At 58.8% G+C, this 23,386-nt stretch carries 22 protein-coding genes, 1 tRNA gene and 1 other RNA gene; 7 read left to right on the top strand and 17 right to left on the bottom strand.

Going from position 1 to position 23,386, the window contains the following annotated elements; translation table 11 throughout:
* Nucleotides 1–14 precede the first annotated feature (14 nt).
* The gene (locus tag BMY55_RS07550; protein ID WP_091429587.1) at nucleotides 15–1,517 is read left to right on the top strand and encodes a malonate--CoA ligase; all 1,503 of its coding nucleotides are present in this window, start codon (nucleotides 15–17) and stop codon (nucleotides 1,515–1,517) included.
* 92 nt (nucleotides 1,518–1,609) lie between these two features.
* On the opposite strand, the gene BMY55_RS07545 is transcribed toward BMY55_RS07550, so the two are convergent.
* The gene (locus tag BMY55_RS07545) at nucleotides 1,610–4,123 is read right to left on the bottom strand and encodes a cation:proton antiporter (RefSeq protein WP_091429585.1); all 2,514 of its coding nucleotides are present in this window, start codon (nucleotides 4,121–4,123) and stop codon (nucleotides 1,610–1,612) included.
* A 162-nt stretch (nucleotides 4,124–4,285) separates the two neighbouring features.
* Here BMY55_RS07545 and BMY55_RS07540 point away from each other — a divergent pair, with 162 nt between their 5' ends.
* Nucleotides 4,286–4,567, top strand: coding sequence for a hypothetical protein (locus BMY55_RS07540; RefSeq protein WP_245744677.1), 282 nt, complete (start codon nucleotides 4,286–4,288; stop codon nucleotides 4,565–4,567).
* 3 nt (nucleotides 4,568–4,570) lie between these two features.
* Here BMY55_RS07540 and BMY55_RS07535 read toward each other — a convergent pair whose 3' ends face one another.
* From BMY55_RS07535 to BMY55_RS07470, 14 genes are all read right to left on the bottom strand, one after another.
* Nucleotides 4,571–5,401 carry a DUF3883 domain-containing protein gene (locus tag BMY55_RS07535; RefSeq protein WP_091429582.1) on the bottom strand — a complete coding sequence of 277 codons (831 nt, stop codon included), beginning with the start codon at nucleotides 5,399–5,401 and terminating at the stop codon, nucleotides 4,571–4,573.
* Between the two features lie 390 nt (nucleotides 5,402–5,791).
* A tRNA-Ser gene (locus BMY55_RS07530) sits at nucleotides 5,792–5,881 on the bottom strand.
* Between the two features lie 126 nt (nucleotides 5,882–6,007).
* Nucleotides 6,008–6,724, bottom strand: coding sequence for an alanyl-tRNA editing protein (locus BMY55_RS07525; RefSeq protein WP_091432174.1), 717 nt, complete (start codon nucleotides 6,722–6,724; stop codon nucleotides 6,008–6,010).
* Complete coding sequence (locus tag BMY55_RS07520; protein WP_091429581.1) at nucleotides 6,717–9,206, bottom strand: DUF3772 domain-containing protein; 2,490 nt, start codon at nucleotides 9,204–9,206, stop codon at nucleotides 6,717–6,719. Before BMY55_RS07520 ends, BMY55_RS07525 begins: the two co-directional genes overlap by 8 nt.
* On the bottom strand, nucleotides 9,203–10,240 hold the full coding sequence (locus tag BMY55_RS07515) for a cysteine synthase A (protein WP_091429579.1): 1,038 nt from the start codon (nucleotides 10,238–10,240) through the stop codon (nucleotides 9,203–9,205). Before BMY55_RS07515 ends, BMY55_RS07520 begins: the two co-directional genes overlap by 4 nt.
* Nucleotides 10,241–10,310: 70 nt before the next feature.
* Complete coding sequence (locus tag BMY55_RS07510; RefSeq protein WP_245744765.1) at nucleotides 10,311–11,432, bottom strand: NUDIX domain-containing protein; 1,122 nt, start codon at nucleotides 11,430–11,432, stop codon at nucleotides 10,311–10,313.
* A 13-nt stretch (nucleotides 11,433–11,445) separates the two neighbouring features.
* Nucleotides 11,446–11,886 (bottom strand): TrgA family protein, encoded by a 441-nt coding sequence (locus tag BMY55_RS07505; protein ID WP_091429576.1) that lies wholly within the window; start codon nucleotides 11,884–11,886, stop codon nucleotides 11,446–11,448.
* Nucleotides 11,887–12,007: 121 nt separating this feature from the next.
* Nucleotides 12,008–13,213 (bottom strand): SAM-dependent methyltransferase, encoded by a 1,206-nt coding sequence (locus tag BMY55_RS07500; protein ID WP_091429573.1) that lies wholly within the window; start codon nucleotides 13,211–13,213, stop codon nucleotides 12,008–12,010.
* Between the two features lie 187 nt (nucleotides 13,214–13,400).
* Nucleotides 13,401–14,627, bottom strand: coding sequence for an aminotransferase class V-fold PLP-dependent enzyme (locus BMY55_RS07495; protein ID WP_091429571.1), 1,227 nt, complete (start codon nucleotides 14,625–14,627; stop codon nucleotides 13,401–13,403).
* 193 nt (nucleotides 14,628–14,820) lie between these two features.
* On the bottom strand, nucleotides 14,821–15,165 hold the full coding sequence (locus tag BMY55_RS07490) for a contact-dependent growth inhibition system immunity protein (RefSeq protein WP_091429569.1): 345 nt from the start codon (nucleotides 15,163–15,165) through the stop codon (nucleotides 14,821–14,823).
* On the bottom strand, nucleotides 15,158–16,150 hold the full coding sequence (locus tag BMY55_RS07485; RefSeq protein WP_091429566.1) for an MDR family oxidoreductase: 993 nt from the start codon (nucleotides 16,148–16,150) through the stop codon (nucleotides 15,158–15,160). Before BMY55_RS07485 ends, BMY55_RS07490 begins: the two co-directional genes overlap by 8 nt.
* A gap of 10 nt (nucleotides 16,151–16,160) precedes the next feature.
* Nucleotides 16,161–17,261, bottom strand: a complete 1,101-nt coding sequence (locus BMY55_RS07480; RefSeq protein ID WP_091429563.1) for a dimethylsulfoniopropionate demethylase — start codon at nucleotides 17,259–17,261, stop codon at nucleotides 16,161–16,163.
* A gap of 31 nt (nucleotides 17,262–17,292) precedes the next feature.
* On the bottom strand, nucleotides 17,293–17,928 hold the full coding sequence (locus BMY55_RS07475; RefSeq protein ID WP_091429561.1) for a DUF1326 domain-containing protein: 636 nt from the start codon (nucleotides 17,926–17,928) through the stop codon (nucleotides 17,293–17,295).
* A gap of 1 nt (nucleotide 17,929) precedes the next feature.
* The gene (locus tag BMY55_RS07470; protein WP_091429559.1) at nucleotides 17,930–18,682 is read right to left on the bottom strand and encodes a DUF2182 domain-containing protein; all 753 of its coding nucleotides are present in this window, start codon (nucleotides 18,680–18,682) and stop codon (nucleotides 17,930–17,932) included.
* 114 nt (nucleotides 18,683–18,796) lie between these two features.
* On the opposite strand from BMY55_RS07470, the gene BMY55_RS07465 reads away from it, so the two are divergent.
* On the top strand, nucleotides 18,797–19,519 hold the full coding sequence (locus BMY55_RS07465; protein ID WP_245744676.1) for a FadR/GntR family transcriptional regulator: 723 nt from the start codon (nucleotides 18,797–18,799) through the stop codon (nucleotides 19,517–19,519).
* On the opposite strand, the gene BMY55_RS07460 is transcribed toward BMY55_RS07465, so the two are convergent.
* Both BMY55_RS07460 and BMY55_RS07455 read right to left on the bottom strand, forming a co-directional pair.
* Nucleotides 19,516–20,217 (bottom strand): hypothetical protein, encoded by a 702-nt coding sequence (locus tag BMY55_RS07460; RefSeq protein WP_091429558.1) that lies wholly within the window; start codon nucleotides 20,215–20,217, stop codon nucleotides 19,516–19,518. The two genes, BMY55_RS07465 and BMY55_RS07460, sit on opposite strands and share 4 nt — an antisense overlap.
* Nucleotides 20,214–20,543: a hypothetical protein gene (locus BMY55_RS07455; protein ID WP_143064303.1), complete on the bottom strand. Its 330-nt coding sequence runs from the start codon at nucleotides 20,541–20,543 to the stop codon at nucleotides 20,214–20,216. The genes BMY55_RS07460 and BMY55_RS07455 overlap by 4 nt, the downstream gene beginning before the upstream one ends.
* 39 nt (nucleotides 20,544–20,582) lie before the next feature.
* On the opposite strand from BMY55_RS07455, the gene ssrA reads away from it, so the two are divergent.
* The 4 genes from ssrA to BMY55_RS07435 all read left to right on the top strand — a co-directional run bounded on the left by ssrA (nucleotide 20,583) and on the right by BMY55_RS07435 (nucleotide 23,358).
* Nucleotides 20,583–20,934: a transfer-messenger RNA gene (gene ssrA, locus BMY55_RS07450) on the top strand.
* A 103-nt stretch (nucleotides 20,935–21,037) separates the two neighbouring features.
* Nucleotides 21,038–21,463: an ester cyclase gene (locus BMY55_RS07445; protein ID WP_091429555.1), complete on the top strand. Its 426-nt coding sequence runs from the start codon at nucleotides 21,038–21,040 to the stop codon at nucleotides 21,461–21,463.
* 47 nt (nucleotides 21,464–21,510) lie between these two features.
* Entirely contained in the window at nucleotides 21,511–22,773 is a 1,263-nt protein-coding gene (chrA, locus tag BMY55_RS07440) for a chromate efflux transporter (protein ID WP_091429553.1), read from the top strand.
* A 66-nt stretch (nucleotides 22,774–22,839) separates the two neighbouring features.
* Nucleotides 22,840–23,358: an SspB family protein gene (locus BMY55_RS07435; protein ID WP_091429552.1), complete on the top strand. Its 519-nt coding sequence runs from the start codon at nucleotides 22,840–22,842 to the stop codon at nucleotides 23,356–23,358.
* The last annotated feature ends 28 nt before the right edge of the window (nucleotides 23,359–23,386 follow it).

The following is a 23,386-nucleotide window of genomic DNA, read 5'->3' as shown; positions in this document are numbered from 1 at the left end:
AAGGAACCCACGCAGTGACCAACATTCTCTATGACGCCCTGATCGCCCCACATGCGGGCAACGAACAGCCCTTCATGGACTGCGATGATGGCAGCACAATCACTTACGCGGGTTTCGTGCGGCGCGTGGCCCAGCTGGCACATGTGTTGCAAAACGCCGGCGTCACGACTGGCGACCGGATCGTGGTTCAAGCCCCCAAAACCCCCGACACGGTCGCGCTTTATGGTGCGGTTGTGCAAATCGGGGCCGTCTATTTGCCGCTCAACACGGCCTATACGCAATCCGAACTCGGCTACTTCATCAAGGACGCGTCCCCCCGCGTGATTGTCTGCGACCACAATGACCGCACCGTGATGTCAGACCTCGGAGCAGAGGTGAATGCGACGATATTGACGCTCGACACGGCGGGCACGGGCACGCTTTCGACCGCCGCGAACAAAGCACCCGAACATTTCGACACCCGACCGCGGGGGCCTGAAGACCTTGCAGCCTTGCTTTATACCTCCGGCACGACTGGGCGGTCGAAAGGCGCGATGCTGTCGCACAAGAATCTGCTTTCCAACGCCCAGGCCCTTACCGATCTATGGGAAATCACCCACCAAGACCGCCTGATCCATGCGCTGCCGATCTTTCACACGCACGGCCTTTTTGTTGCGTTGAACACCTGCCTGCTTGCCGGCGCGCAGGTTCGCTTGATGGAGACATTCAACCAGGATGCCATCGTGGAGGAGCTGCCAAAATCCACAATGCTGATGGGCGTGCCCACATTCTATACGCGTCTGTTGGGCGACCCGCGCACGACCACAGACCTTTGCGCAAATATGCGTCTTTTTGTGTCGGGATCGGCGCCGTTGTTGGCCGAAACCCACACCGCGTTCCTTGATCGCACGGACCACCGCATTCTGGAACGCTATGGCATGACCGAAACCAACATGATTACCTCTAACCCCTATGACGGCGATCGTATCGCAGGAACCGTCGGCTACCCGCTGCCTGGCACAGAGGTCGAAATCACCGACCCCGAAACGGGCCGCGCCCTGCCTGCTGGCGAGATCGGCATGATCGAAGTGCGTGGTGACAACGTGTTTCAGGGCTATTGGAACATGCCGGAGAAAACCCGTGAAGAGCTGCGCGAAACGGGGTTCTTCATCACCGGCGACCTTGGGGTGAAATCCGAGGATGGGCGGATCAGCATCGTTGGCCGCCAGAAAGATCTGATTATCTCGGGTGGTTACAACATCTACCCAAAAGAAATCGAGGATGTGATCAACGAGGTTGATGGTGTGCTTGAAAGCGCGGTGTTCGGTGTTTCGCATCCAGACTTCGGCGAAAGCATCATCGCAGCGGTCATCCCCGAACAAGGCGTCACCCTGACCGGCAAAGACATCGCCGAAAAAATCGAGCCTTTGCTGGCCCGCTTCAAACACCCCCGCCAATATGTCATGCCAGACGCGCTGCCACGAAACACGATGGGTAAGGTCCAAAAAAACATCCTGCGCGACACCTATGGCACCTAGCGAACTATTCTCTCACGTCCGGGGATCGCCGCTGTTCGACTTGTAGACCGGTTGCGCTTTCTTGCCCTCGGTCCCATTTGGGCTGCCCGTGGTCAGGCTCCCTTCGTGTGCTCCATCAGAAGTATATCAGGATCAATGCCGCGTTGCTCTGCGCTGGCGCGGACCGCTTTTTGCAAGGCGACGCTTTTCTTGAGCAGCGACCGGAACCGGGCGACATCAAGAACCAAAAGCGAGGATGGCGCAATGGCACGCACTTCTGCGCGGCGGGTGTTTTTTGTCAGAATGGCAACCTGCCCAAACATTTCGCCTCGGCCCAAGCGCCACTTTTGGCCTGCGCTTTCCAATTCCACCGCGCCCGAGGCAATGAAGAACACGCTTTTGACTGTGCCGTCCTTGTGCAAGATTACACTGTCCGGGTTGAAATATTGGGTCTTCAACGCCCGCCCCAGCCGCTTGACGGCCTTGTCGTCAAGATCGGCAAACAATGGAAATTGCCGGATGAGTTCGAACCGTTTCAACGCGATATCCAGCGGCGGGCGACCTTCGGCGGCATCGCGCCGCATGGTCAGGTCTTGCATCAAGCTGGTGTAAACCTCTGCGCCGATCAGACCGTCTTCGCGCATGGCAGAATACTCCCGTTCTTCAAACCGCAACGATGTGCGCCGAATGAAGCGGCGCTCCAACTCCTCTGCGTATCCCGGGTATTGCAAACGCAGCCCATCCATTGCCGCCTCCACCAGTTCGATCCTCCGGGTCAGTAATTCATTCAGAAGGTCTGCGACTCGCCTGCCATGGATACGGCGAATACGACCGTCAATGAACAGATCGAGATCGCGTAAAATCAATCGCTGTGACAGCAGCCGTTCGAAGCGGTCTGCCGTCATCCGAACAAGAGGCGCTGACAAGCCGATCTTGTTGTGAAGCATAACCGCAACACGCAGCGTCCGACCATAGCCGACAGCGCGCCGCGCCGCCCGTTGATAGCCGCTGCGCCCGCCCGAGCGCGCCCCTTCAATCAACCGGTCGGCATCCAACAGGGTCTGTTCTGCCATTCGGGCAGAGATTGTGCGCTCTCGGACGCGGGCAAGGATCGTATCACGCTCGAAACCGGCAAGCGCGATCAGCCCCAGCGTGATCCGGTCCCGATCAAGGATATCATCACTGTCTTCAGCTGTTTTGACGGCCTGATCCAGACGATCACCGAAAGCCTTCGCTTCTGATCGAACGACATCATGCGTCAAGGAATAATCTTCAGTCGTGCGTGCCACATCCTCGCGGACGGTTTGAAGGGCCACGGCAACGACCTGCCGGGAAATCGCCTCGTCGATCGCGGACAGCCGATCAAGACCAAGCCAACGCACAACCGAGCGGAGCGTCGTGCCCTGAACGAGCAGCGTGAAAAGTGTGAACCCGGTGGCGAGGATACCGACCAGGCGCTTCACTTCGACCGGCACACGCAAGCTTTCGGTTACGGCCAGCGCCAGCGCCAACGTTACGGCACCGCGCAGCCCGCCCCAAAGGATGGCCGTCCGATACGGCCGCTCGACCGACGGTGAGACACGCAAAAGCGTCAGCAACGGCAGCAGACCGAAAAGGATCACGGCCCGCGCCGCGACCGCAGCAACAATCACGACTCCGATCAGGACAAAATCGCTGATCCGGACATCTTCAAGCAATCGGGGGATCAGAAGTGCCGCCAAAATAAAGATCAGCGCACCCGCCCAATGCGCCAGAAGATCCCAGACCTCGCGCAGATTCTTCCACGCCTGCGGCGGCAAACGGCCGGGTCCGGTCAGGTTCAGGGTCAATCCTGCCGCCACGACCGCAATCACGCCCGAAGCACCAATGCTTTGCTCTGCGACAATGTAGGCGAGGTAAGGCAGGGCAACGGACACGGAAATCAGTGCAAGTTCATGTGAGCTGAACAGCGCCATGATCCAGATCGCAATGCGTGCCGCCAGCCAACCAGTCAACGCCCCCCCTACGATCAGGACGGGAAACTGGGCAAGCGCATCGCCAAGTTTGGGGTCAGGCACACCCAGCATCACGAACCCCGAAAACAGTCCGAAAAGTGCGATGGCTGCGGCATCGTTCAGAAGACTTTCGCCTTCGATGATCCGGGAAAGGCGTCGGGGGGCAGAGATCGAGCGAAAGATCGAGACCACTGCCGAAGGATCCGTCGTTGATACGATGGCTCCGATCAGAAGGCATGCGGCCAGAGGCAAGGCGCTGGTCCACGACAGTGCATACCCGACACTGAGCGTTGCAACGACCACCGCGACGACCGCAAGAACCATGATGGGCACCCAATCGTCAAGCATCCGGCGAAAGTTCATGCCCAGTGTGGCTTGGAACAGAAGCGTTGGCAGGAACACATAAAGAAAGACATTCGACCTGATCGGCAGCCCTATTATCGCTTCCGCCACAGGATTAAGTGCATCCGTCAGTTCCGTGCGAAGGAAGAAAATCGCAAACGACCCGATGAGAATGCCGAGGATTGCAAGAATTGCGCTGTAAGGCAGGCGCAGGCGCGCGGCCAGTGGCTCTGCTACTCCTATGACAAGAAAAAGCGACGCGATAACGGTCGTGACGATAACAATATCCATAGGATGTAAATATCTGATTATTCACACCGCAGGAACGATTCTGACACAAAATCTTCGGGAAGCATCAATGTCAGTTGCTTGAGGGCGCGTCGTTCACGCCGTCGCCCATCATCATCACGGGGCCGCCCTCGCATCCTGCCGCCCAAGGAAATCGAAGTTGCCATGGATCGCGGCCAGGACGCCCGCCTGCTGCGCGCCATCGGGCGCGCGTGGCACTGGCGGCACAGGCTTGAGCGTGGCGACGTTACCACCATCGCCGATCTCGCCAGAGAGGAAGGCATCTCCGACCGCTACGTCAGCCGCGTGATCCGGCTGGCATGGCTCGCGCCATCGGTGCTGGAACGGCTGGTCCTGCGGCGCGAGCCCACGGTGCTGTCGATCTTCGATCTCTGCGGCGTGGCGGAACTGCCGTGGGCCGAGCAACCGGGGCGGGTGTTTGACTGACGCTCAGTGAAAGCTGGCCTGAAAACTCGTGGCGGTCAGCGACACGTGGGCGTCGAGCGGCGGGCGCAGTTCGAACGCCTTCGGCTCGCGTGCAAAGTGATAGAGCCGCATGAGGCACCAGTCCGCCCGCCGTTCGTCGGCAACAGCCAGCTCGTTCCGCGAAATATGGAATGGTGTGCGTTCCCAGCCGTTGGTCGTCTTCACTTCGATCAGACGGGGCCGACCATCCGGCGCATAACTGGCGATATCATACCCCGCGCCATCGCCATCCTCCTCCGAGACCCACCTGACCTTCGATGCAAGATCGGAACGCCCGGCGCCAGCCAGCACCCCTTTCTCATGCGCCAGCGCGCGTTCTTCTCCCGCCCGGCCAAGCGCGCAGTTGCGCTCATCACGCTCCGCCACATCGAATTTGCGGGCGGTGGCGATGGTTTGCTCAAGTTCAGCCGGAGGCGGTTGGTTGCGGAGCGTCGGGGGCGGTCCAATCCAAAGTTGAGCCGCCTCGCGGAGGCCCATCGCGGGCCGGTCGGGAATGCGGGACAGCCAGCCAGGGTTGAGTTCCAGCCAACGCACCACCGCATCTTCTAGTGTGCCCTGGTAGTTTTGCGCGGGCTTGTAGCCGGGGATCCAGTCCTCTCCGAGGGCCCTGAGAACCGCGCTGATGTTCTGGTGCTTGAATTCAATCGAACTGCGGTTGCGGTCGATCTGGCTCTGAAGACCGCGATTGTGCGCGGACTTGTTATAGGACTGGCCAGCAAAGTCCGCAGCCAGCATCGCGAAGTAGTCCGCGACGATCAGGTCGTTCTCTGCATCTGTCCAGGCCCCGTTCGACATGCGGCCAGGCTAGACGCGGGAAAATCATTTGTCATTAGCGGTTTCGGTTGGGGGATTGGGATGCGAACCCGCCCAAGAAATCCGCCGGTTTACGTTGGCATCCCGAGCAACGCGCCTACTGCGTGTTCCGTCTATGTTGCCATCGATATCGTTCGGAACGCGCGTTTGGGTTTTGGCGGGGTTTGGCATCAAAGCATTGAAAGGTAATAATAAAAGCGGGCCGAACCGGAACGGGCTAGGTTCGCCCAAACTGAGACTGAGGGCCATTCTGAGCCTAACTTCAGCCTGGAAGCGCGTCTAAGAGGTCCGGTCGCTCCCCGCAAACCCCTTTGATAACACGGAAAAATCCGTGCCCGTCAGGGCGGTGTAACTGGTTCGCAATGGGGATAATGGCGGAGCGGAAGGGATTCGAACCCTCGAGACGGTTCCCCGCCTACACACTTTCCAGGCGTGCGCCTTCGACCACTCGGCCACCGCTCCGAGGGCGTTGCTACAGCAAAAAGCCAAGCGGGTTCAAGCCGTCATTGTGATTTTCCGAAAGGATTGTGGCGTGACCAATTTCGCCCTTCAAAATCCCGATTACAGGCCTCAGCCTTATCGCCTTGATCAATCCGCAAGATGAATGTTGAACCGGCGGTTCAGGCGGCTTTTCTTTTCAACCTTGCCGAAGCGGACCTGCCCGATCTCTGAGGTGCGGCGGACATGGGTGCCACCGCAGGGTTGCAGGTCAATTTGCTCGGCCTCCGTGCCGATCCGGACAAGGCGCACCTGCCCTGCCCCTTTTGGCGGTTGAACGGACATGGTTTTCACCAGACCTGGATTGGCGTCGAGTTCTGCATCTGTGATCCAACGCTCGGACACTTCCAAATCACGGGCGATCAGTGCATTCAGCGCGTCTTCCAGTGCCTGCTTGTCCTCGGGCGGTTCGTCCATCGCGAAATCGAGGCGCGACTTCCCGGCCCCGATCTGGCCACCCGTGACCGGCAAAGGAATGACAACGGACAGAAGATGCAGCGCCGTGTGCATCCGCATATGGCGCAAACGCTGAGCCCAATCGAGCGATTGCGTGACCATCGTACCAACTGGCGGCAACACAGCACCTTCTTCAGGCACAAGGGCGATGTCGTCGCCCTCACCTTTCAGCGCGTTGATCACGACCATCGCCCCATCATCCCAGGTCAGGGTGCCACGATCCCCCGGCTGTCCGCCCCCGTTTGGATAGAAAACTGACTGGTCAAGCACCACACCGCGATCGGCATGTGACACGACCTGTCCTGATGCCTGTCGCAGATAAGCGTCTTGCCGAAACAATGCGTCAGTCATCGCTGTCTCCATCCTCGGCGTCCGAGCTTTCGGCGCCCGGCATATCCTCGGCGGTCAGCATATCTTTGGGGGGCGACGCGGCGGGCGATACTGCTTCGGTTGTTGCGGCGGGGGCCTTGACTTCAGGCCGTCCCACCAACGCCTCGGGATTGCGCAGCCAGATGTCGCGTTGTGCAAACGGAATCTCGATGCCTTCCTCGACAAACCGTTTTGCAATCTCGTGATTGATTTCGCTTTTCACGCTGAGCATGAAATTCACGTCGCTCAGGATTGCCCGGATTTCAAAATCCAGACTGTCGGCACCAAAACCCTGGAAGACAACGGATGGCGGCGGAGACACTGTCACCATCGGGTGGTTCTCGGCAATCTCAAGCAATATGGCCTCGATCCTCCGGGTATCGGACCCATAGGCAACACCGACCGGTATGATTACCCGCCCGATTGAATTGCCGCGCGTGTAGTTCGTCACCACCCCTGAGACAAGGTCGCTGTTTGGCAGGATCACATCGGTGCGATCGAACGTCTCGATCCGGGTGGCGCGCACCGAGATATCGCGCACATAGCCCATCTGTCCGCCGACTTCGATCCAATCGCCTTCCGAGATCGGCCGCTCGATCAACAGGATGATACCGGACACAAAGTTGGACACGATGGTCTGAAGGCCAAACCCGATGCCGACCGACAGGGCACCGGCGATAATTGCAATCGAACTCAGGTCGATGCCCGCCGTCGTGATTGCGATCACCGCTGCAAGGAAAATGCCCAGATATCCCACGCCGACCGCGATGGCGTTCTGGCCACCCTTGTCCAGCCGGGTTTTCGGCAGGATAGAGCTGCGCAAGGCCGACTGGGTCGCCCGCGTGGCGACATACCCGATGCCGAAAATCAACGCGAAGATCATGAACGAGCGTGGTGTCACACGCGCTTCGCCCAGTTGGAACCCTTGCTGGAACGTGGTCCAGAGCTCGGATAATTCGGTCGGACGCACACCCCAGATCAGAGCCAGGATGGGCAACGACAACAGCACCAGAACCGATGTCATCAGAACCGGCAGCAGGGCCTGATCCGCTTCTTTTTCGTCGATCTTTCGCACGACGCCGTAAACATTGATCAGGAAGACATGCAACAAGGACAGAACCGCAATCATGCCCATGGTCAAAACCATGGGGAACAGGATGGACGAGGCCAAAGTGGTGTATCCAATCGCCGCCAGCACGGGCGCAGCGATCCCGACGACCGCACACGCCTGACCCATCAACACCACAGCCCGTTCGCGGAAGGTCTTCGTCTCACCATCTGACTGGACCTGAATATGCTGCCGCAAAGTTCGGCCCACCCGCATCAGAAGATATCCGGTCGCTACGATGGCCGGGAAGGACAGGACAGCGAAGGTGCCGCCGGCATACCCTTCGTGGTCAGACAAGCTGGTCAGAATGGGCCATATACCCAGCAACATACCCAGCAGGGCTACGTTGACCCGTGCCTCGGTGCGCAGTGCAGCACGCGGCAGGTCGATCAGCGGCGCACCGCCACTTTCTGTCGCAAACAAGCGGGTGCCGATCCACAGGCTGCTGAACAAGCTGAACCCAAACCAAGGCAGAACGTCCGCGATCACCTGCCCGCGCAGGCCCAGAACGCCTGCCAGGTTCAGTGCCACCATCAGCACAAATATCCCGAACATCGGGGCAAGCACCTGACCGATGGAGACGATAAAGCCAATCACGCCGCGGGCCGATCCGCGGCGCCGTTCGCGGACTTTATTGCCAAGCTGCATGATCCAGACCCGGCTGCGTGTCAGCAGCAAGATCGCAACCACCAGAAACAGCAGGGTCAGCGGCAAGTCTGAGCGCAGATCCTGCCGCTGGGCGTCGCTACCCCAGTTTTCACGCACTTCTCCGACAGCAAGGTCCAGTGTCGTCTTGAGATCCGTAAACGCCTTCGGCCACAGCGCGAGATTGACCGGGCTTGGCCCCAGAGCCAGCATCTGATCTGTTTGTCGCGACCGCATCAAGGCATCAATTTCCCGGATCAACACATCTGCACGGGAATAGGCTTCTTCCGCCTCCTGGACCGGCAATCTTGCCGAATTCAGCTTCGTCGTCAGCTCGCTGCGGCGCTGGGTCAGAACGGCAGGTTCAGACCCCGGGGTTTCCGGTTCCGGCCCCAGCGTCGACAGTTGCATTTTCAGCGTGTCGATGCGGATCGAGTTCTCTTTCTGCGCCTCGCTGAAAAGGTTGCGCCAGTCGGTCAGTTCCAGCCGCAAATCATCCAGCACCTTGTCGGACGCCCGGTTTTGCTCGATCGCCTGCTCGGCTCGGTTCGCAGCCTGTTCCCACGCCGCATAGTCGGGCGATCCGTCGTCCTTGACCACATAGGCCGGGGGGCGCTCTGCTTCCGGCTCGGCTGTGTCCTGAGCCAGCGCGCCAAACACAGTTACAATGAGCAGAAAGGCCGCAAACCCGGCCGCAAGAAGGCGGGTCATTCGACTTCCTCAAACACCTCGGGAAGCATCGCGGGACCACGATCCAGCCAGTCCGGCACCGGCAGTTCCTTTTCACGCAGGAAATCCGGATTGAACAGTTTCGACTGATAGCGTGTGCCATAGTCGCACAGGACGGTCACGATGGTGTGTCCGGGGCCCATTTCCCTGGCCATACGGATCGCGCCCGCGACATTGATCCCGGATGAGCCGCCAAGGCAAAGGCCTTCTTCTTGCAAAAGATCGAAAATATGGGGCAAGGCCTCTTCATCAGGCACTTGCCAGGCCATGTCGGGGGTGAAGCCTTCAAGGTTCTTGGTGATCCGCACCTGCCCGATCCCTTCCGCAATCGAGCTGCCCTCCATCGCGATCTCGCCGGTGGTGTAATAGCTGTAAAGCCCCGCGCCCATCGGATCTGCAATGCCGATTTTCACGCCCTTGGGCTGCAATGCCATGCCAACCCCGGCGAGCGTGCCACCCGACCCGACCGAGCAGACAAACCCGTCAACCTTGCCGCCGGTCTGCGCCCAAATCTCGGGACCGGTGGTTTCGATATGAGCGACGCGGTTGGCGACGTTGTCGAACTGGTTGGCCCAGATCACGCCATTGGGTTCGGTCTTGGCCAGTTTTTCGGCCAGACGGCGCGAATAATGCACGAAATTGTTGGGGTTGCGATAAGGCGCCGCCGGCACTTGAACCAGTTCAGCCCCCGCCAGCCGCAGCATGTCCTTCTTTTCTTCGGACTGGGTTTCGGGGATCACGATCACCGTCTTGAACCCCATCGAAGCGCCGACCAGCGCCAAACCGATGCCGGTGTTGCCCGCCGTGCCTTCGACAATGGTGCCGCCCGGCTTCAATTCACCCCGCGCCACGGCGTCCTTGATGATATACAGCGCTGCCCGGTCCTTGACCGACTGGCCGGGGTTCATGAACTCCGCCTTGCCAAGAATTTCACAACCTGTCTGTTCCGACGCTTTTTTCAGTCGGATCAGTGGCGTATTGCCGACGGTCGCTTCCAGATCCTGCTTGATATCCATCTTCTGCCCCTGTGTCGCGGTTTCCCTACAATCTGTAGGGGTTGGCAATGAGGGGTTCAAGGGGCCGTGGTCAGCTTCCGGCCCGAAGCGCGTCGCGGTTCAGTGACAGCCAAAGCGCACACACGACCAGCGGGCCACAGGCGGCCTCGCCACTGTCCACAAGGTCCATCAGGCGCTGAAACGGGACGACATGGCTTCGAATGTCTTCGGCTTCTTCCTCTGCGCCGCCGATCCCGGCGGCGGCATCCGGCAGGTCGCACAACGCAACGTAAGTATAGAAAAACTCGGTGCTGGAGCCAGGGCTGGGATAGTGATGCGGCAGCGCCAACAACCGGTCGAGCGTCAGCCCGGTTTCCTCAAGCGCTTCGCGGCGTGCACAATCCTCTGGCGTCTCGCCCGCATCAATGCGGCCCGCAACGGGTTCCAGCGTCCACGGATGGGGATCTGCGCGCATGTGCGGCCCCATGCGGAACTGTTCCACCAGCATCACTTGATCCGGCACCGGGTCATAGGGCAAAACGATCACCGCATCACCGCCGATGAAGGCTGCGCGGTTCACGACCTCGCTCATTTCACCGGAATAACGGCGGAATGAGAGGTCTTGCTCCTCGATGGTGAAAAATCGGGCATAGGGCCGAGTGCTGGTGTGAATATCGATATCCCTTGCCCCGAAACCTGCCCGCAGCGTGGTGGGAGACTTGCTGGCGCGCGCGCGGACCCGGCTGGCCGCGCGGGTGCGGATCATCGGGAAACGTTGGGCGATCACCTCGGCCGACACCTCGCCAAAATAGGACATGACCTCTTGCGCGGCTTCCAGTGTCATCGCGCCCCATTGCGACACCCAATCGTCCAGCGACCACGGTGCGCCGGGCGTCCAAAGGCCGGGCGTGGGGAAATAGACCTGCGCGATCACGGCGTCGGTGCCGTCATCCGGGCGCACCGCGACCCCCTTCAATGCATAATCGAACCCGCCTTCATAGAAATCAAGCCGCGCTTTGGCGGTGTCGCTTAACCCTTCGACCAATAAACCATGCGCGTTGCCATCCGCGTCCGCTTCGATGGTGGGAAACGGCTGATCCTTGACCCATCTGACCCGATGGCCCGCCAGCGTGGCCGCGCGCGTCTGATAACACTCCCCTGCCAACACAAGCTCAAGCAATGGCAGGTGGCACAGGGTGCCATAGAAAAACATGGGTGTCACACGATCAGCCCCACTTACGGGCCGCGCTGAACGCACACCACGAGGCCAATCCGCCACCGATCAGGGCCGCACCGACGACTTCTCCGGTAAAATACTTCTGAAAAAAGTCGACACTGATCATGAAAATATCCTGCAACGCCTCGATCGGACCATCATAAGCCTGACGCAGGCTTTGCTTGATCATCACGGCAAACGCGAAGACGAACATCGTCAGTCCCACCTGCACAAGTATTGTGGTGAACGCGTTGGCCCCGACACTGCCCAAGCTGCGATCCGCCCGCGGGCCAAGGAACTTCCACCCGACAAACAGACCCACCAGCGCAAAAATCGGGCCGAGCTTTGACAAATCGCGGCCTTCTTCCATCAAGGGTTTGATCAATTCGGCACTGAACCAGCCTGAGACCGCCAGAATGGCAGCGGCGACAAGTTTTGCGGCTGTGGGCATGTAACACTCCTGCTCGCACGACGTTCACATCGACGTTTTCACAGGGGGTTATGGCCATTTTATGGCACCTGACCCAGGAAAAACAGTTGTGACACCCAAATCACGCATCACCGGCTTGCCGTCACTCGGGGTTTTTAAGTGTCACCTGCACAACATCGCAATTGCCGGAATGAAATGCAGCCGCGCAGGAGGTCAAATAGAAATTCCACATCCGCTTAAACCGATCGTCGAACCCAAGGGCAGCGACCTGCTGCCACTTGGCATTGAACACCTCGTGCCAGCGCCTGAGCGTCGCGGAATAGCTTTCCCCGAATGCGATCTGATTGCGGAAGGCAAGGCCTGCTTTCTCGACCTCGGCCCGCAGTGCGGTCTTGGATGGCAGCATACCGCCCGGAAAGATGTATTTCTGTATGAAATCAACACCTTTTCGATAGACCTCAAAGCGTTTTTCGGTGATCGTAATGATCTGCAAAACGGCTTGTGCACCGGGGCGCAGGCATTTGCGCACGGTGCCGAAATATACCGGCCAGTATTTCTCGCCCACCGCTTCGAACATCTCAATCGACGCGATGCCGTCATACTGTCCCGTCTCGTCACGGTAGTCCTGCATCTTGATCGTGACCAGATCGGACAACCCCGCCTTGCGAATCCGTTCCACCGCGTAATCGTGCTGTTCTCGGCTGATCGTCAGCCCCGTCACCCGGATGCCCTTGCGCGCCGCATGTTCGGCAAATCCGCCCCAACCGCAGCCGATTTCAAGCACATGATCGCCCGGTCCCACGCCCATCTGTTCGATCATCGAGGCGTATTTCTGCTCCTGCGCTTTCTCAAGGCTGTCCTGCCCGCTGCGAAACAGCGCCGAGGAATAGGTCATCGTATCATCCAGCCATAAGGCGTAGAAATCATTCCCCAAATCGTAGTGATAGCTGATGTTCTTCTTCGCCCTGCTTTTGGTGTTCGAGTTCATCAGATGGCGCAGCCGTTCGTAGGCGCGCAGGAATATCTGTCCGGGGAACCCGTCATACAGAATGTCATTGTCATCTTGCAGCAAATCCAGAAACGCCTGCAAATCAGGCGTCGACCAACCGCCATCAATATAGGCATCGCAAAAGCCCAGATCCCCCTCGCGTATCAGGCGGGCAAATACGTCGGGATCATGCACATGAAGTTCGGCAACGAAACCGGGATGCGCGCCGTCTGCGCGGAACCTGCGTCCGTCCGGCGTGACAAAATCCAGACGCCCCCGGTTCATCCGACAGGCGATCTCGAATACATTGCTGAAATAGCGTGGCAAATTCGACTGCCCCGCTGTGCTGGTCAGGATCATACCACCCCCCAAATGCTTGCGATCCGTCTGCTACAGGCTAGGACGGAGATGGCATCGCTGACAAGATGGTTGCTTTGCAGTTGCAACAACACATGCTGCAACTGCAAATCGTCGTGGCCGCCCTGTATCGGAAACACGCCTGAACGACATGCAAAAAGGCTGGTAACTGCCTGTTATTCAATCCTGATTAAATAACCTGATCCAACGCACCGATCAACTTCGCCACTTCACCCTCAGATGTGTAATGGGTAAAACTGACCCTCAGCACCCCATGAGCCGGGTCGACGCCCTGCGCCTGCAACGCTCGTAGAGCATAGAAATCGCCGCCACCGGCCATAATGCCCAGCGGGGCCAGTTGCTCTGCCAGCCCAGCCGCAGGTTCGTGCGTAACAAGCGCGACGGTCGGCGCGCGCCGGTCAGCCCGCGCAGGCCCGAGCAAGCGCACCGAATTCTTCGAAATCAGATAATCCAGCAGGGGTTGCAACAGGTTAGTTTCATGCGCGCGCATCAGGTCATGCACGCCTGCTGCCATTGTGGCCGCGTCACCCGTGATACCGTGATGGGCCGCCATCGCGTCGAAATAATCCACCATCCCGGCCGACGCAGCGATTTGCGCGTGATCCGGTCCGGCAGGTGTGAACCGTTTGTAGAGCGCATCGCCATTGAAATAATGCCCCTGATTGGGCAGCGCTTCGCCCAGCGCGCGGCGGATCACCATGATCCCTTGGTGCGGCCCGTAAGTTTTATAGGCCGAAAACAAATAGATATCCGCGCCCAGTGCATCCACATTCACCAATCCATGCGGCGCATAGCTGACGCCATCGACGCAAGTGAAGGCCCCCGCCGCGCGGGCTTTGGTGCAGATCGCGGCCACATCATTGACCTCGCCCACCACGTTCGAGCAATGGGGGAAACACACAAGCCGCACCTTGCCGTCTGCCAGCAATTCATCCAGCCCCGCCGGGTCCAGATGGCCCGTGTCGGGGTCGATCTTCCATTCGCGAATGTCAAACCCTTCATCCGCAAGCCGTCGCCACGGGCCGGAATTGGCTTCGTGATCCTGATTGGTCACGACAATCGCATCACCCGATGCCAGATGCTGCCGAAAGGCCTGCGCCAGCACATAGGTGTTTTGCGTGGTTGAGGGACCGAAGCTCAGTTCATCCGAACCCACTCCCAACATTGCGGCCAAGCGGGTACGGGACTCGTCCATCTCCTGCCCTGCCAGTCGCGAGGCTTCAAAGGGACCATAGGGCTGCACTTTGCGTTGGCGATAGAATCGCGTCAGCCGGTCAATCACCGGCTTGCAGGTGTATGACCCACCTGCGTTCTCAAAAAACGCCTGTTCGTGCAGGCTTGGCTCGGAAAAGGCCGGAAATTGTGCCCGCACCCAGTTGATATCCAGTTTCGCCATCTGTCGGCTCCTCTTTATGTCAATTGGGGGTATGCCAGACGGATCAGGCACCCCCTGATCCGGCAGGACTTCCAGCCAGCCGTGCGAAAACACCTTCGCAGGCAGCCCCGTTTGAAAAACGGGACAGCGCGGTTGTGCTATGGGTTTCGGTCAGGGTCAAGCGGCGAAAAAGGGTGGGGCGCTCGATAGGTGCTCACTTTCCGTTCCGGGCCGCAAGATCGCTTAGAAAATCGTCATCCGGCCAGCGTTTCACCGCGGCCTCCAGCAGATCGCCGGGATAGTAGTCCCCCTCTGCCATCGGGTTGTCCCGAAGCATCTTTAACACGAACGGCTTCAACACATCCGCCCCGACATCCTGTGCCACCATGATCCGCAGGTCTTCGACGGTGAAATCACCGATGGGTTTCTTGCGCAGGGTCGCACAGGTCGCTTCCAAATAGGACGCACAGCAGGGCATCGGCCAGACCTGACCGTCTATTTCTTCCAGCGTCTTGTCGGCACGGGACGCCATCTGGTGCCCCTTTTCGGTGTTAGGCATTCACATCCACCACCACCCGTCCCTTCACCTGGCCTTTCAGAATATCGGCACCCAGCGCGGGCAGATCGTCCAAAGTTGCAGCCTGCACCATGGCATCCAGCTTATCCATCGGAAGGTCGGTGGCAATCCGCGTCCACGCGCGCAGGCGGTTTTCATAGGGCTGCATCACGCTGTCGATCCCCAAGAGGTTCACACCGCGAAGCAGAAACGGAATGACAGTGGCGGGAAGCTGCGCACCACCAGCCAGACCAACCGCCGACACGCTGGCCCCGTATTTCATCTGCCCCAGCACGCGCGCCAACATGTCGCCCCCCACGGCATCGACGCAACCGGCCCATGTCTCGGCCTCAAGCGGGCGTTTGATTGTCTGGTTCAACTCTTCACGCGGGACTATCTGAGCCGCACCCAGCCCTTGCAAATAGTCCGTCTGATCCGGACGGCCCGTGACGGCAGCCACATAATACCCAAGATTGGACAGAATGGCCGTGGCAACCGACCCCACGCCGCCTGCCGCGCCTGTCACCAGCACCGGTCCCTGCCCCGGTTGAAGCCCGTGATCTTCCAACGCCATGACGGCCAGCATTGCGGTAAAGCCCGCCGTGCCCACGGCCATTGCCTGACGCGTCGTCAGACCCTTGGGCAGCGGCACCAGCTTGTCCGCACTGATCCGGGCTTTCTGTGCATATCCACCCCAGGACACCTCGCCCACGCGCCATCCGGTCAGCACGACCTTGTCGCCAGGCTTGTAGCGGTTGTCGTCCGATGCCTCGACCGTGCCCGCATAGTCAATGCCGGGCACGTGGGGGTAGTTGCGCACCAGCCCCCCGCCTTTGGGTGACAGGCACAGCCCGTCTTTGTAGTTCACGGTGGAATATTCGACGGCGACGGTGACATTGCCCTCGGGCAGTCGATCCTCGCTGATCTCTTTGATCACAGCTTGGGCCAGGCCGTCGTCATTCTGCTCCATCACAAGTGCTTTGAACATCGTCGTTTTCCTATATCCAAAAGGTTTCATGAACGGTGGCCGCGCGCGGCCCGTCAGGTGTCAAAACATCCAGTTCGGTGCCCGTGGCCCAATGGGTCATGCGCACCATACCGATGGCGACGCCGGTTTCAAAATCCGGAGAATTGGCGGCCGAAGTCACTTGCCCCACTTGCTTTTCCCCGTCCATCAGGGGCCAGCTGCGATCGCATGGTGGGACGCCGCCAAATATCTCGATGGCACGGATCTGTTGCACCGGACCTTCCTTGGCCACCCTGAGCAGTGCATCACGACCCACACAGCCCAGCGCGGATTCTGTCGCGCAAAATCGTCCCAACCCGGCCTCGTGCGGGGTGTTTTCGCGGGTCATGTCGTTGCCATAGCTGAGCAGCCCACCCTCGACCCGCTCGATCGCGTTGGGGCAACCGGCATGCACGTCCATGTTCCTGCCCGCCTCCATCAGCGCATTCCACAGCGGCATTCCGATATTTGAGCCTTCGACGTAAACCTCGAACCCGCCTTGCTTGGAATAGCCCGAGCGGGCCACAACAAGGCTACGCCCTTGGAACTCCAGCCGTTTATATCGAAAGAAGCCGATGTCGCGCACCGCGTCACCAAAGACCGCCGCAGCCAGATCGTCGGACTTCGGCCCCTGAATGGCCAACGGCGAGACGTCCGGTTCGTCGACCAGCACATCCAACCGAAACCCATAGGCCAGCCCCTTCACCCAAAACAGCAAATCACTGTCAGCGATTGATATCCAAAAGCGGTCCTCGTCCAGCTTCACCGCCACAGGGTCGTTCAGCAACCCCCCGGTTTCGTCCACCATCGGCACATAAAAGCACTGTCCGTCCTGCATCTTTGACAGGTCGCGCGGAGTGAGCATCTGGATCAGGCGCGCGGCATCGGGACCGCGCAGCTCGACCTGCCGTTCGCAGGCCACGTCCCAGACCTGCACGGCGTCTTTCAAATGGCGATAATCTTCTTCCACCGACCGAAAGACGGTCGGCAGCAACATGTGGTTGTAAACTGTGTAACCTTTGACCCCGGCGGCTTCGACACCGGGGCTGAAGGGCGTGCGCCGCAAACGGCGGGAGGGTGAGATCAGGGCCATGGGTCGCGCGTCCGTGCCAATCCCAGCCGCCTTAGCGACCGGGGCCTTTCCAGTCGATCTGGCAAATCTCGGCCGAGCGGCCATCGAAATCCCACACCCGCCCATGCGCGCGCAGCTTGCCTTTTGTGGCGGTGGCGACGGTAATGTCCGGCCCCATCCAGTATTGGGTGTTTCGGATAACAATGTCCTCGTCCGGGTCGGCACCACCGACCGGATGCACCACGCCGTCTATCTTGCGTCCGACGGTGATATGACGGGTCTTGCCCTCGGTCTCGTATGTGACTGGCTGGCGTTCCGCGCCGAGGAACTCACCGACCAGCATCTGGAACAGACCGGTAGTGCCTTTGGCTGCGCCGGAAAAGATCGTCACCAACGCGTCATAGGCGTCATCACTGGCGCGGTCATCGACGAACAGCGCCACCTTCCAGTTGCCCCGCCCCATATTGCCGGGGATTTCGATCATCAGACCAAGGTTCAGGCCCGACAGGTCAATATCGCCGTATTGACCGCTATCAATCCGCACCCCGCCCCATGTCTGGCAATGCCCTTCTGTGGGCGGGTGTTTTCCAAGGCTCACCACGCAGGGGCAAAAGACCGTGCAATTGCAGTTGAGGATCAACTCCCCTTTGATGGTCCATTCGACCTGACCGACTTGTGTTCCGTCCATGTTATCCTCCCTGGACAAGCACCAAGACACCGCCCGCAATCAGCGCCCAGCCCAAGGGGCGGGTCAGATAGCGGCCAAGATCCGGCAGTTTTTCAAAAATCATGATGAGGGTCGCAAGCCCCATGAAGGCGAGGTTCATCACCCCGCCAACGAAGCCCAAAAGCATCAGCGCCCAACAACAGCCAAGGCAGATGGCGCCAAGGCGCAGACCCAACGTTACATCGTTCCAGCGTGTTTCACGCCAGTGTTGCATGAAGAATGTCATCGGCTGGCGGCACTTGGACAAGCAGGCGTCCTTGAGCGTCGAGAACTGATACATTCCCGCCCCGATCAACAACGCACCTGTCAGCCATGGCGAGATGCTTTGCCCCAGAGGCGACAGCAGTCCGGCACGAAACAGCACCAACTGGCCCGCGGCAGCGATGGCGGCGAAGCCCAGCCAAACCACCAGATAGCCCGCGACAAGCTCGGCAAAGCCACGGCGACTTCCTGCGCCCGAGACGATCAGATCGTCATAGGTTGCGAATGCAGGTAGCGCGGTCGGGGCCATCATCGCGGCGGCCATCACAGCCCACATGGCAAAAAGTCCGATGAAGCCGGCCTTGTCAGGCGCAACGGCGCACAGAGCGCGCCAAAACTCCGCGCCATAGATGCGCGACATCTCCAACGCGTCCTGCGGCAGAGCCATCGCATAGAGCAGCCCCCACCCCACAAGGATCAACCCAAACAGCGCCAGCCAATGCGGCGCGCTCATGGTTCTTATCCTTGACGAAACGGACATGGGTCCCCCATCTTGCGAGTCGGAATGATAATGTCTGACAATTGATCACAGAGCAAGTAAATGTCTGACAATTAAGAGGTGATGCACGTGAAAACCGATTTGGACGACAATCAGGACCTTTCAAAACAGATCGCCGAGGCCATTCGAGACGCGATTATCAATGGTGGACTGATCGTCGATCAACGCCTTCCGTCCGAGGCAGAGCTTTGCGAAAAATTCAATGTCGGACGCTCGACCGTGCGCGAGGCGCTGAAGCGACTGGCTGCCCAGAACCTGATCCGCACCCAGCGCGGCGCTGCGGGTGGGGCCTTCGTGAACCGCATGTCATTTGAAGAAGCCTATGGTCAGCAGATCACCACCTCGACCCTGCTCCTGTCGATGAACGATGTGGATTTCGAAACCGCTTGCGAGGCGCGCTATGCGCTGGAACGCGCCTGCGCGCCGCTGTCGGCCCAACGCCGCACCCCCGATCATCTGGCCACCATGCGCGCCGAAATCCATCGCCAGGCACAACCCGGTCTGACGGATGAAGCCTTCTGCGCCTCAGACGTGGCTTTTCACCGCGCGCTTGTGGACGGGGCTGGCAACCCGGTGCTGTCCTATCAGCTGGCCGGTGCGGTCGAGGCAATGCAGCCCCTGATGAACATGATCACCTATACGCAGCGGGATCGTGAGAGGATTGTGGGGCTGCACACGCGGCTGGCGGATGCGATTGAGGGGCAGGATGGGGCTGGTGCTGACAGTTCGTTGGCGGAGCTTGCAGAGTACACGGCTGAATTGGGACGGTCGCGCGCCACTGGCAAGGGCTAAAGCGCACTCGTTCCTTTGTTCTCTTTGACGACTTCAAGCAACCGACTGAGTGATGTATATCGCTGTCCTTGCGTATAGGCGTATCGGCGTTGTGTATTCTGGTTTCTCAGGTCATTCTCAATGGGGCGATCTAGTTTAATCGTTTCGTTCGCATCGGGAGCGGACAAGAACACCACTTTCAATACCAATGGCTGTTCGCTTTCTGCCGCGCGTAGGTCTTCCGACAGTTCGTAACACTCTTTGACAGCCTTTTTTTCATCTTCCTCGAGGACAATCTCGGATTGCGGGTTACTATTCGTAAATGTACGAACATCAAGCTCTTCAATAGATTTTGTGACCCTTGCCACGAGCGGTTGGATCTTACCTTCCGCGTAAAAGGCAAAGGAATCTGCTCGAAAAGTGCGGTTTGGTTGACATATATAGGCGCGGACGCGCGCGCCAGTCTGCTTCTCATACCTCATAAAAGCCATGTTCGCTGCGACGACCACGACCCGGTCCCGACTGGGAAGCAAACCTTCATCCCGAAGCATGATTTGTAGTTCCTTCAAAAGGAGCTGGTCACGTTCTGAAAGGATCAAGTCTTCGTCCGTAAAAAGGCTATCTATCAATTCAGTTAAGAAATAGAAATCGCGCCACGTCACTCCTTTTTGTTCCTCATCTCCCCATTTCTTGGTAGGATCATCGAAATCAGGCGTCAAAAGAACAACGCGTTGATGTTCTGCATCCCCGATTTGTTTTTGTGGTGCTGTATTTGGGCTTGATCGGACGCGTCCGACACAATCTTTGTCTCAAGCAAAATCTTGAAATTAGCGCTCAGTTCCGCATCGGGAACGGTATCGCTACCATCATTCTTTGCACTTTGGTTCTTGAAAACAAAGAATGCCGAAGCTGGATCTTCATCAAATGCCAATCGTTTCAAAATCACCTCAACCACATCCATGGGCAGTCGGCGTAGAACATTAACGATCGAAGCCGTAACACGGTTCTCACCCTGACGATATGTTGAAAAAATCCCTGAACGCATCAAGCACCTCTTTTTTCGTAAAAAAACTGCTGAGTTATACCCCTTTTCATCCGCCCTCCAAGTCCCTACATATGATCTGTCCCGTCAGGGACTATGGACATAAACGCGCTCGTAATAAGCGGATCGGACCCGGGGGCGGTACCCGGCGTCTCCACCAAACATCCTTCATTTGGGGATCATGGGGACGAAACAGGATCGACGGACGTCTAAAGGGGTTAGCTTTGTCTCGGTGAGATACCACCGTTATCGGTTCACTTAAGCTAGTTGCAAATGACAACAAAGCTCCGGCTATGGCTCTGGCTGCGTAAGCAGTTCGAGTTGCCGATTTAAGCCCTTGCGCCTAGCCGCGTAAGGCGGGGTTCGCAGGCACCTGGCAACAGAAGCCTGCACTTCCAAAAAATCTTCGGCTAATCGGCGGTTACTGATCCTTAACGGTTCCTGCGTAGCATCGTCATCGTGAGAACCGAAACAAATGGTATTGGAAGGAGCGGCGCGTGGCCCATCTGGAGCTTCTGAAACAATGGTATGACCGTGTCTGGGTCCAGCAGGATCTTGATGCGATCGGACGCTTTTTCACCCCGGACATCGAAGCGCAGGGCGTGATGGATTTCGGCGTCGGCCCTGACGATTTTCGCGTGCTGGCCGAAGCGTTACTGGCACAGGTCGAAATCAGCGAAATCCGCTTTGATCGCGAGGTTGAAATGGGCGAATGGGTCTGGGCGACCCTGACCGTTCATGCGGTGACGCTTGCCGATCGCCGACCGGTGCACACCACCGGTCAGATCATGGTGCGCATCAAGAACGGACAGGTTGTCGAGGCATATAACCAGATCGACTTCCTGACTTTCTTTGAACAGCTGGGGTATTTGCCACCGGACAGCCTTGCACTTTGTCTTTCCGGCGAAGGGATCGCGGCCTAGCCGGCTTTCCCCTTGCCAACGGGCTTGGATCAAGGCCCTATCCGGCAATGACGCCTGGCCTGCATGACCTGACCCGAATATTTGCGCGCATTGGATTGATGTCCTTTGGCGGCCCCGCAGCGCAAATTGCCGTGATGCACAGGGAACTGGTGGAAGACCGCCCATGGCTTTCGGAACGGCAATTCCTGAATGCGTTGTCCTTCTGCATGTTGCTGCCCGGTCCCGAAGCCATGCAGCTATGCACCTATGCCGGCTGGCGGCTGCGCGGGGTGCCCGGCGGGTTGATCGCGGGGCTTCTCTTCGTTCTGCCGGGTGCCGCGGTGATGTTGGGACTTTCCTACGCCTATGCGCGATGGGGTCAGCTGCCTGTGGTCGAGGCGGTGTTTCTGGGCGTGAAGGCCGCGGTGGTCATCGTGGTTCTGCAAGCGCTTCTGAGACTGGCCAAGAAAACTTTGCGGCTCAGGGTGCATTGGGCCATCGCGCTCACGTCCTTCATGGCGCTCTATGCGTTCGACGCGCCCTTCCCGCTGGTGATCCTGACCGCCGCCTGTGTTGGAATGGTTACGAACCGCGCGCACCACCCGGCTGTGACATCCACACCTGCACAAGCGGTGCCACCATACCAAACCCTGCGACAGGCGGCTGTTTGGTTGACGCTGTGGTTCGCTCCGATCCTGCTGGCCTACAGCCTTCGTGAAGACACGCTGACCACGATTGGCTTGTTCTTCTCGAAACTCGCCGTGGTCAGTTTTGGCGGAGCCTACTCGGTTTTAGCCTATATGGCGCAGGAAGCTGTCACCACCCACGGCTGGCTGTCGCCCGCACAAATGATGGACGGATTGGGACTGGCGGAAACCACCCCCGGCCCGCTGATCCTGGTTACAGAATTCGTAGGCTATATGGCGGGATATGGGATTTCGGGACCTGCATTTGCCCTGCTGGCCGCCGCCATGACGCTGTGGACCACCTTCGTTCCCTGCTTTCTATGGATTTTCACCGCCGCACCGCATGTTGAGTGGCTGACCACCCGCCCCCGCCTGACATCCGCGTTGGAGGCCATTTCGGCGGCGGTGGTCGGGGTGATTGCAAACCTGTCGCTGTGGTTCGCCCTGCATGTGTTTTTCGGCCAGATCATGCGCGCCGATGGCGTTTTCGCCCCCAGCCTGCCGGTTGCGGACACACTGAATGCGTCGGCCATCTGGCTCGCAGGTATCGCCGCCTTGTTGCTTTTCCGATTTCGTATATCTCTGCCGTTGACACTGGCAAGTTTGGCCGCTTTAGGCGCGGTTCTATACCAGCTTGGCTTCTGACCATGTTGCGCCTTTTCATCGCCACCGAATCCCGTATTCTGGACCCAAGCTAAAGAAAGAGTGCTCATGTCCGACACCATAGATTATGGAAACCTGATGCATGACGCCATGCGTGATCTGATCCGCAAGGTGCTGGACGACGTCTCGTCCGCTGGCCTGCCGGGCGAACACCATTTCTTCATCAACTTCGACACCCGCCATGACGGGGTTGAGGTTGCTGATTGGATGCATGATCGGTTTCCCGAAGATATGACCATCGTGCTGCAACATTGGTTCGAAAACCTGACGGTCGGCGATGACGGGTTCTCGGTTACGTTGAATTTCGGCGATGCGCCGGAAACATTGTTCGTGCCCTTCGACGCCATCAACACCTTCGTCGATCCGTCGGTCGAATTTGGGCTGCGCTTTGAAATACAGGATGAGCACCACCCCGATCTGCATCTGGCCGGAGATAACGGCGAGGTCGCCGAAGAAGCCGCACCCGTGGCCGACCCGGAACGCGACGAACGCACCGAAGATACGGACCCACAAGGCGACACGCAAAAAGAGGCCGAGATCGTCAGGCTGGACAGTTTCCGGAAATAGCAGATCAAGACCGCTGCGCGATGGCGTT

The sequence above is a fragment of the Aliiroseovarius sediminilitoris genome, from assembly GCF_900109955.1.
GTDB lineage: Bacteria > Pseudomonadota > Alphaproteobacteria > Rhodobacterales > Rhodobacteraceae > Aliiroseovarius > Aliiroseovarius sediminilitoris.
This window is presented reverse-complemented; position numbering and strand designations above follow the sequence as displayed.

Coding starts and splice junctions, on each gene's coding strand:
- BMY55_RS07515 (WP_091429579.1), bottom strand. CDS start 10,240: ATGGATATCAAGCAGGATCTGGAAGCGACCGTCGGCAATACGCCACTG.
- BMY55_RS07505 (WP_091429576.1), bottom strand. CDS start 11,886: ATGCCCACAGCCGCAAAACTTGTCGCCGCTGCCATTCTGGCGGTCTCA.
- BMY55_RS07485 (WP_091429566.1), bottom strand. CDS start 16,150: ATGTTCAAAGCACTTGTGATGGAGCAGAATGACGACGGCCTGGCCCAA.
- BMY55_RS07545 (WP_091429585.1), bottom strand. CDS start 4,123: ATGGATATTGTTATCGTCACGACCGTTATCGCGTCGCTTTTTCTTGTC.
- BMY55_RS07455 (WP_143064303.1), bottom strand. CDS start 20,543: ATGCGTTCAGGGATTTTTTCAACATATCGTCAGGGTGAGAACCGTGTT.
- BMY55_RS07495 (WP_091429571.1), bottom strand. CDS start 14,627: ATGGCGAAACTGGATATCAACTGGGTGCGGGCACAATTTCCGGCCTTT.
- BMY55_RS07510 (WP_245744765.1), bottom strand. CDS start 11,432: ATGTTTTTCTATGGCACCCTGTGCCACCTGCCATTGCTTGAGCTTGTG.
- BMY55_RS07540 (WP_245744677.1), top strand. CDS start 4,286: ATGGATCGCGGCCAGGACGCCCGCCTGCTGCGCGCCATCGGGCGCGCG.
- BMY55_RS07520 (WP_091429581.1), bottom strand. CDS start 9,206: ATGACCCGCCTTCTTGCGGCCGGGTTTGCGGCCTTTCTGCTCATTGTA.
- chrA (WP_091429553.1), top strand. CDS start 21,511: ATGACGCCTGGCCTGCATGACCTGACCCGAATATTTGCGCGCATTGGA.
- BMY55_RS07475 (WP_091429561.1), bottom strand. CDS start 17,928: ATGGACGGAACACAAGTCGGTCAGGTCGAATGGACCATCAAAGGGGAG.
- BMY55_RS07490 (WP_091429569.1), bottom strand. CDS start 15,165: ATGCCTAACACCGAAAAGGGGCACCAGATGGCGTCCCGTGCCGACAAG.
- BMY55_RS07470 (WP_091429559.1), bottom strand. CDS start 18,682: ATGAGCGCGCCGCATTGGCTGGCGCTGTTTGGGTTGATCCTTGTGGGG.
- BMY55_RS07525 (WP_091432174.1), bottom strand. CDS start 6,724: ATGACTGACGCATTGTTTCGGCAAGACGCTTATCTGCGACAGGCATCA.
- BMY55_RS07435 (WP_091429552.1), top strand. CDS start 22,840: ATGTCCGACACCATAGATTATGGAAACCTGATGCATGACGCCATGCGT.
- BMY55_RS07500 (WP_091429573.1), bottom strand. CDS start 13,213: ATGATCCTGACCAGCACAGCGGGGCAGTCGAATTTGCCACGCTATTTC.
- BMY55_RS07480 (WP_091429563.1), bottom strand. CDS start 17,261: ATGGCCCTGATCTCACCCTCCCGCCGTTTGCGGCGCACGCCCTTCAGC.
- BMY55_RS07535 (WP_091429582.1), bottom strand. CDS start 5,401: ATGTCGAACGGGGCCTGGACAGATGCAGAGAACGACCTGATCGTCGCG.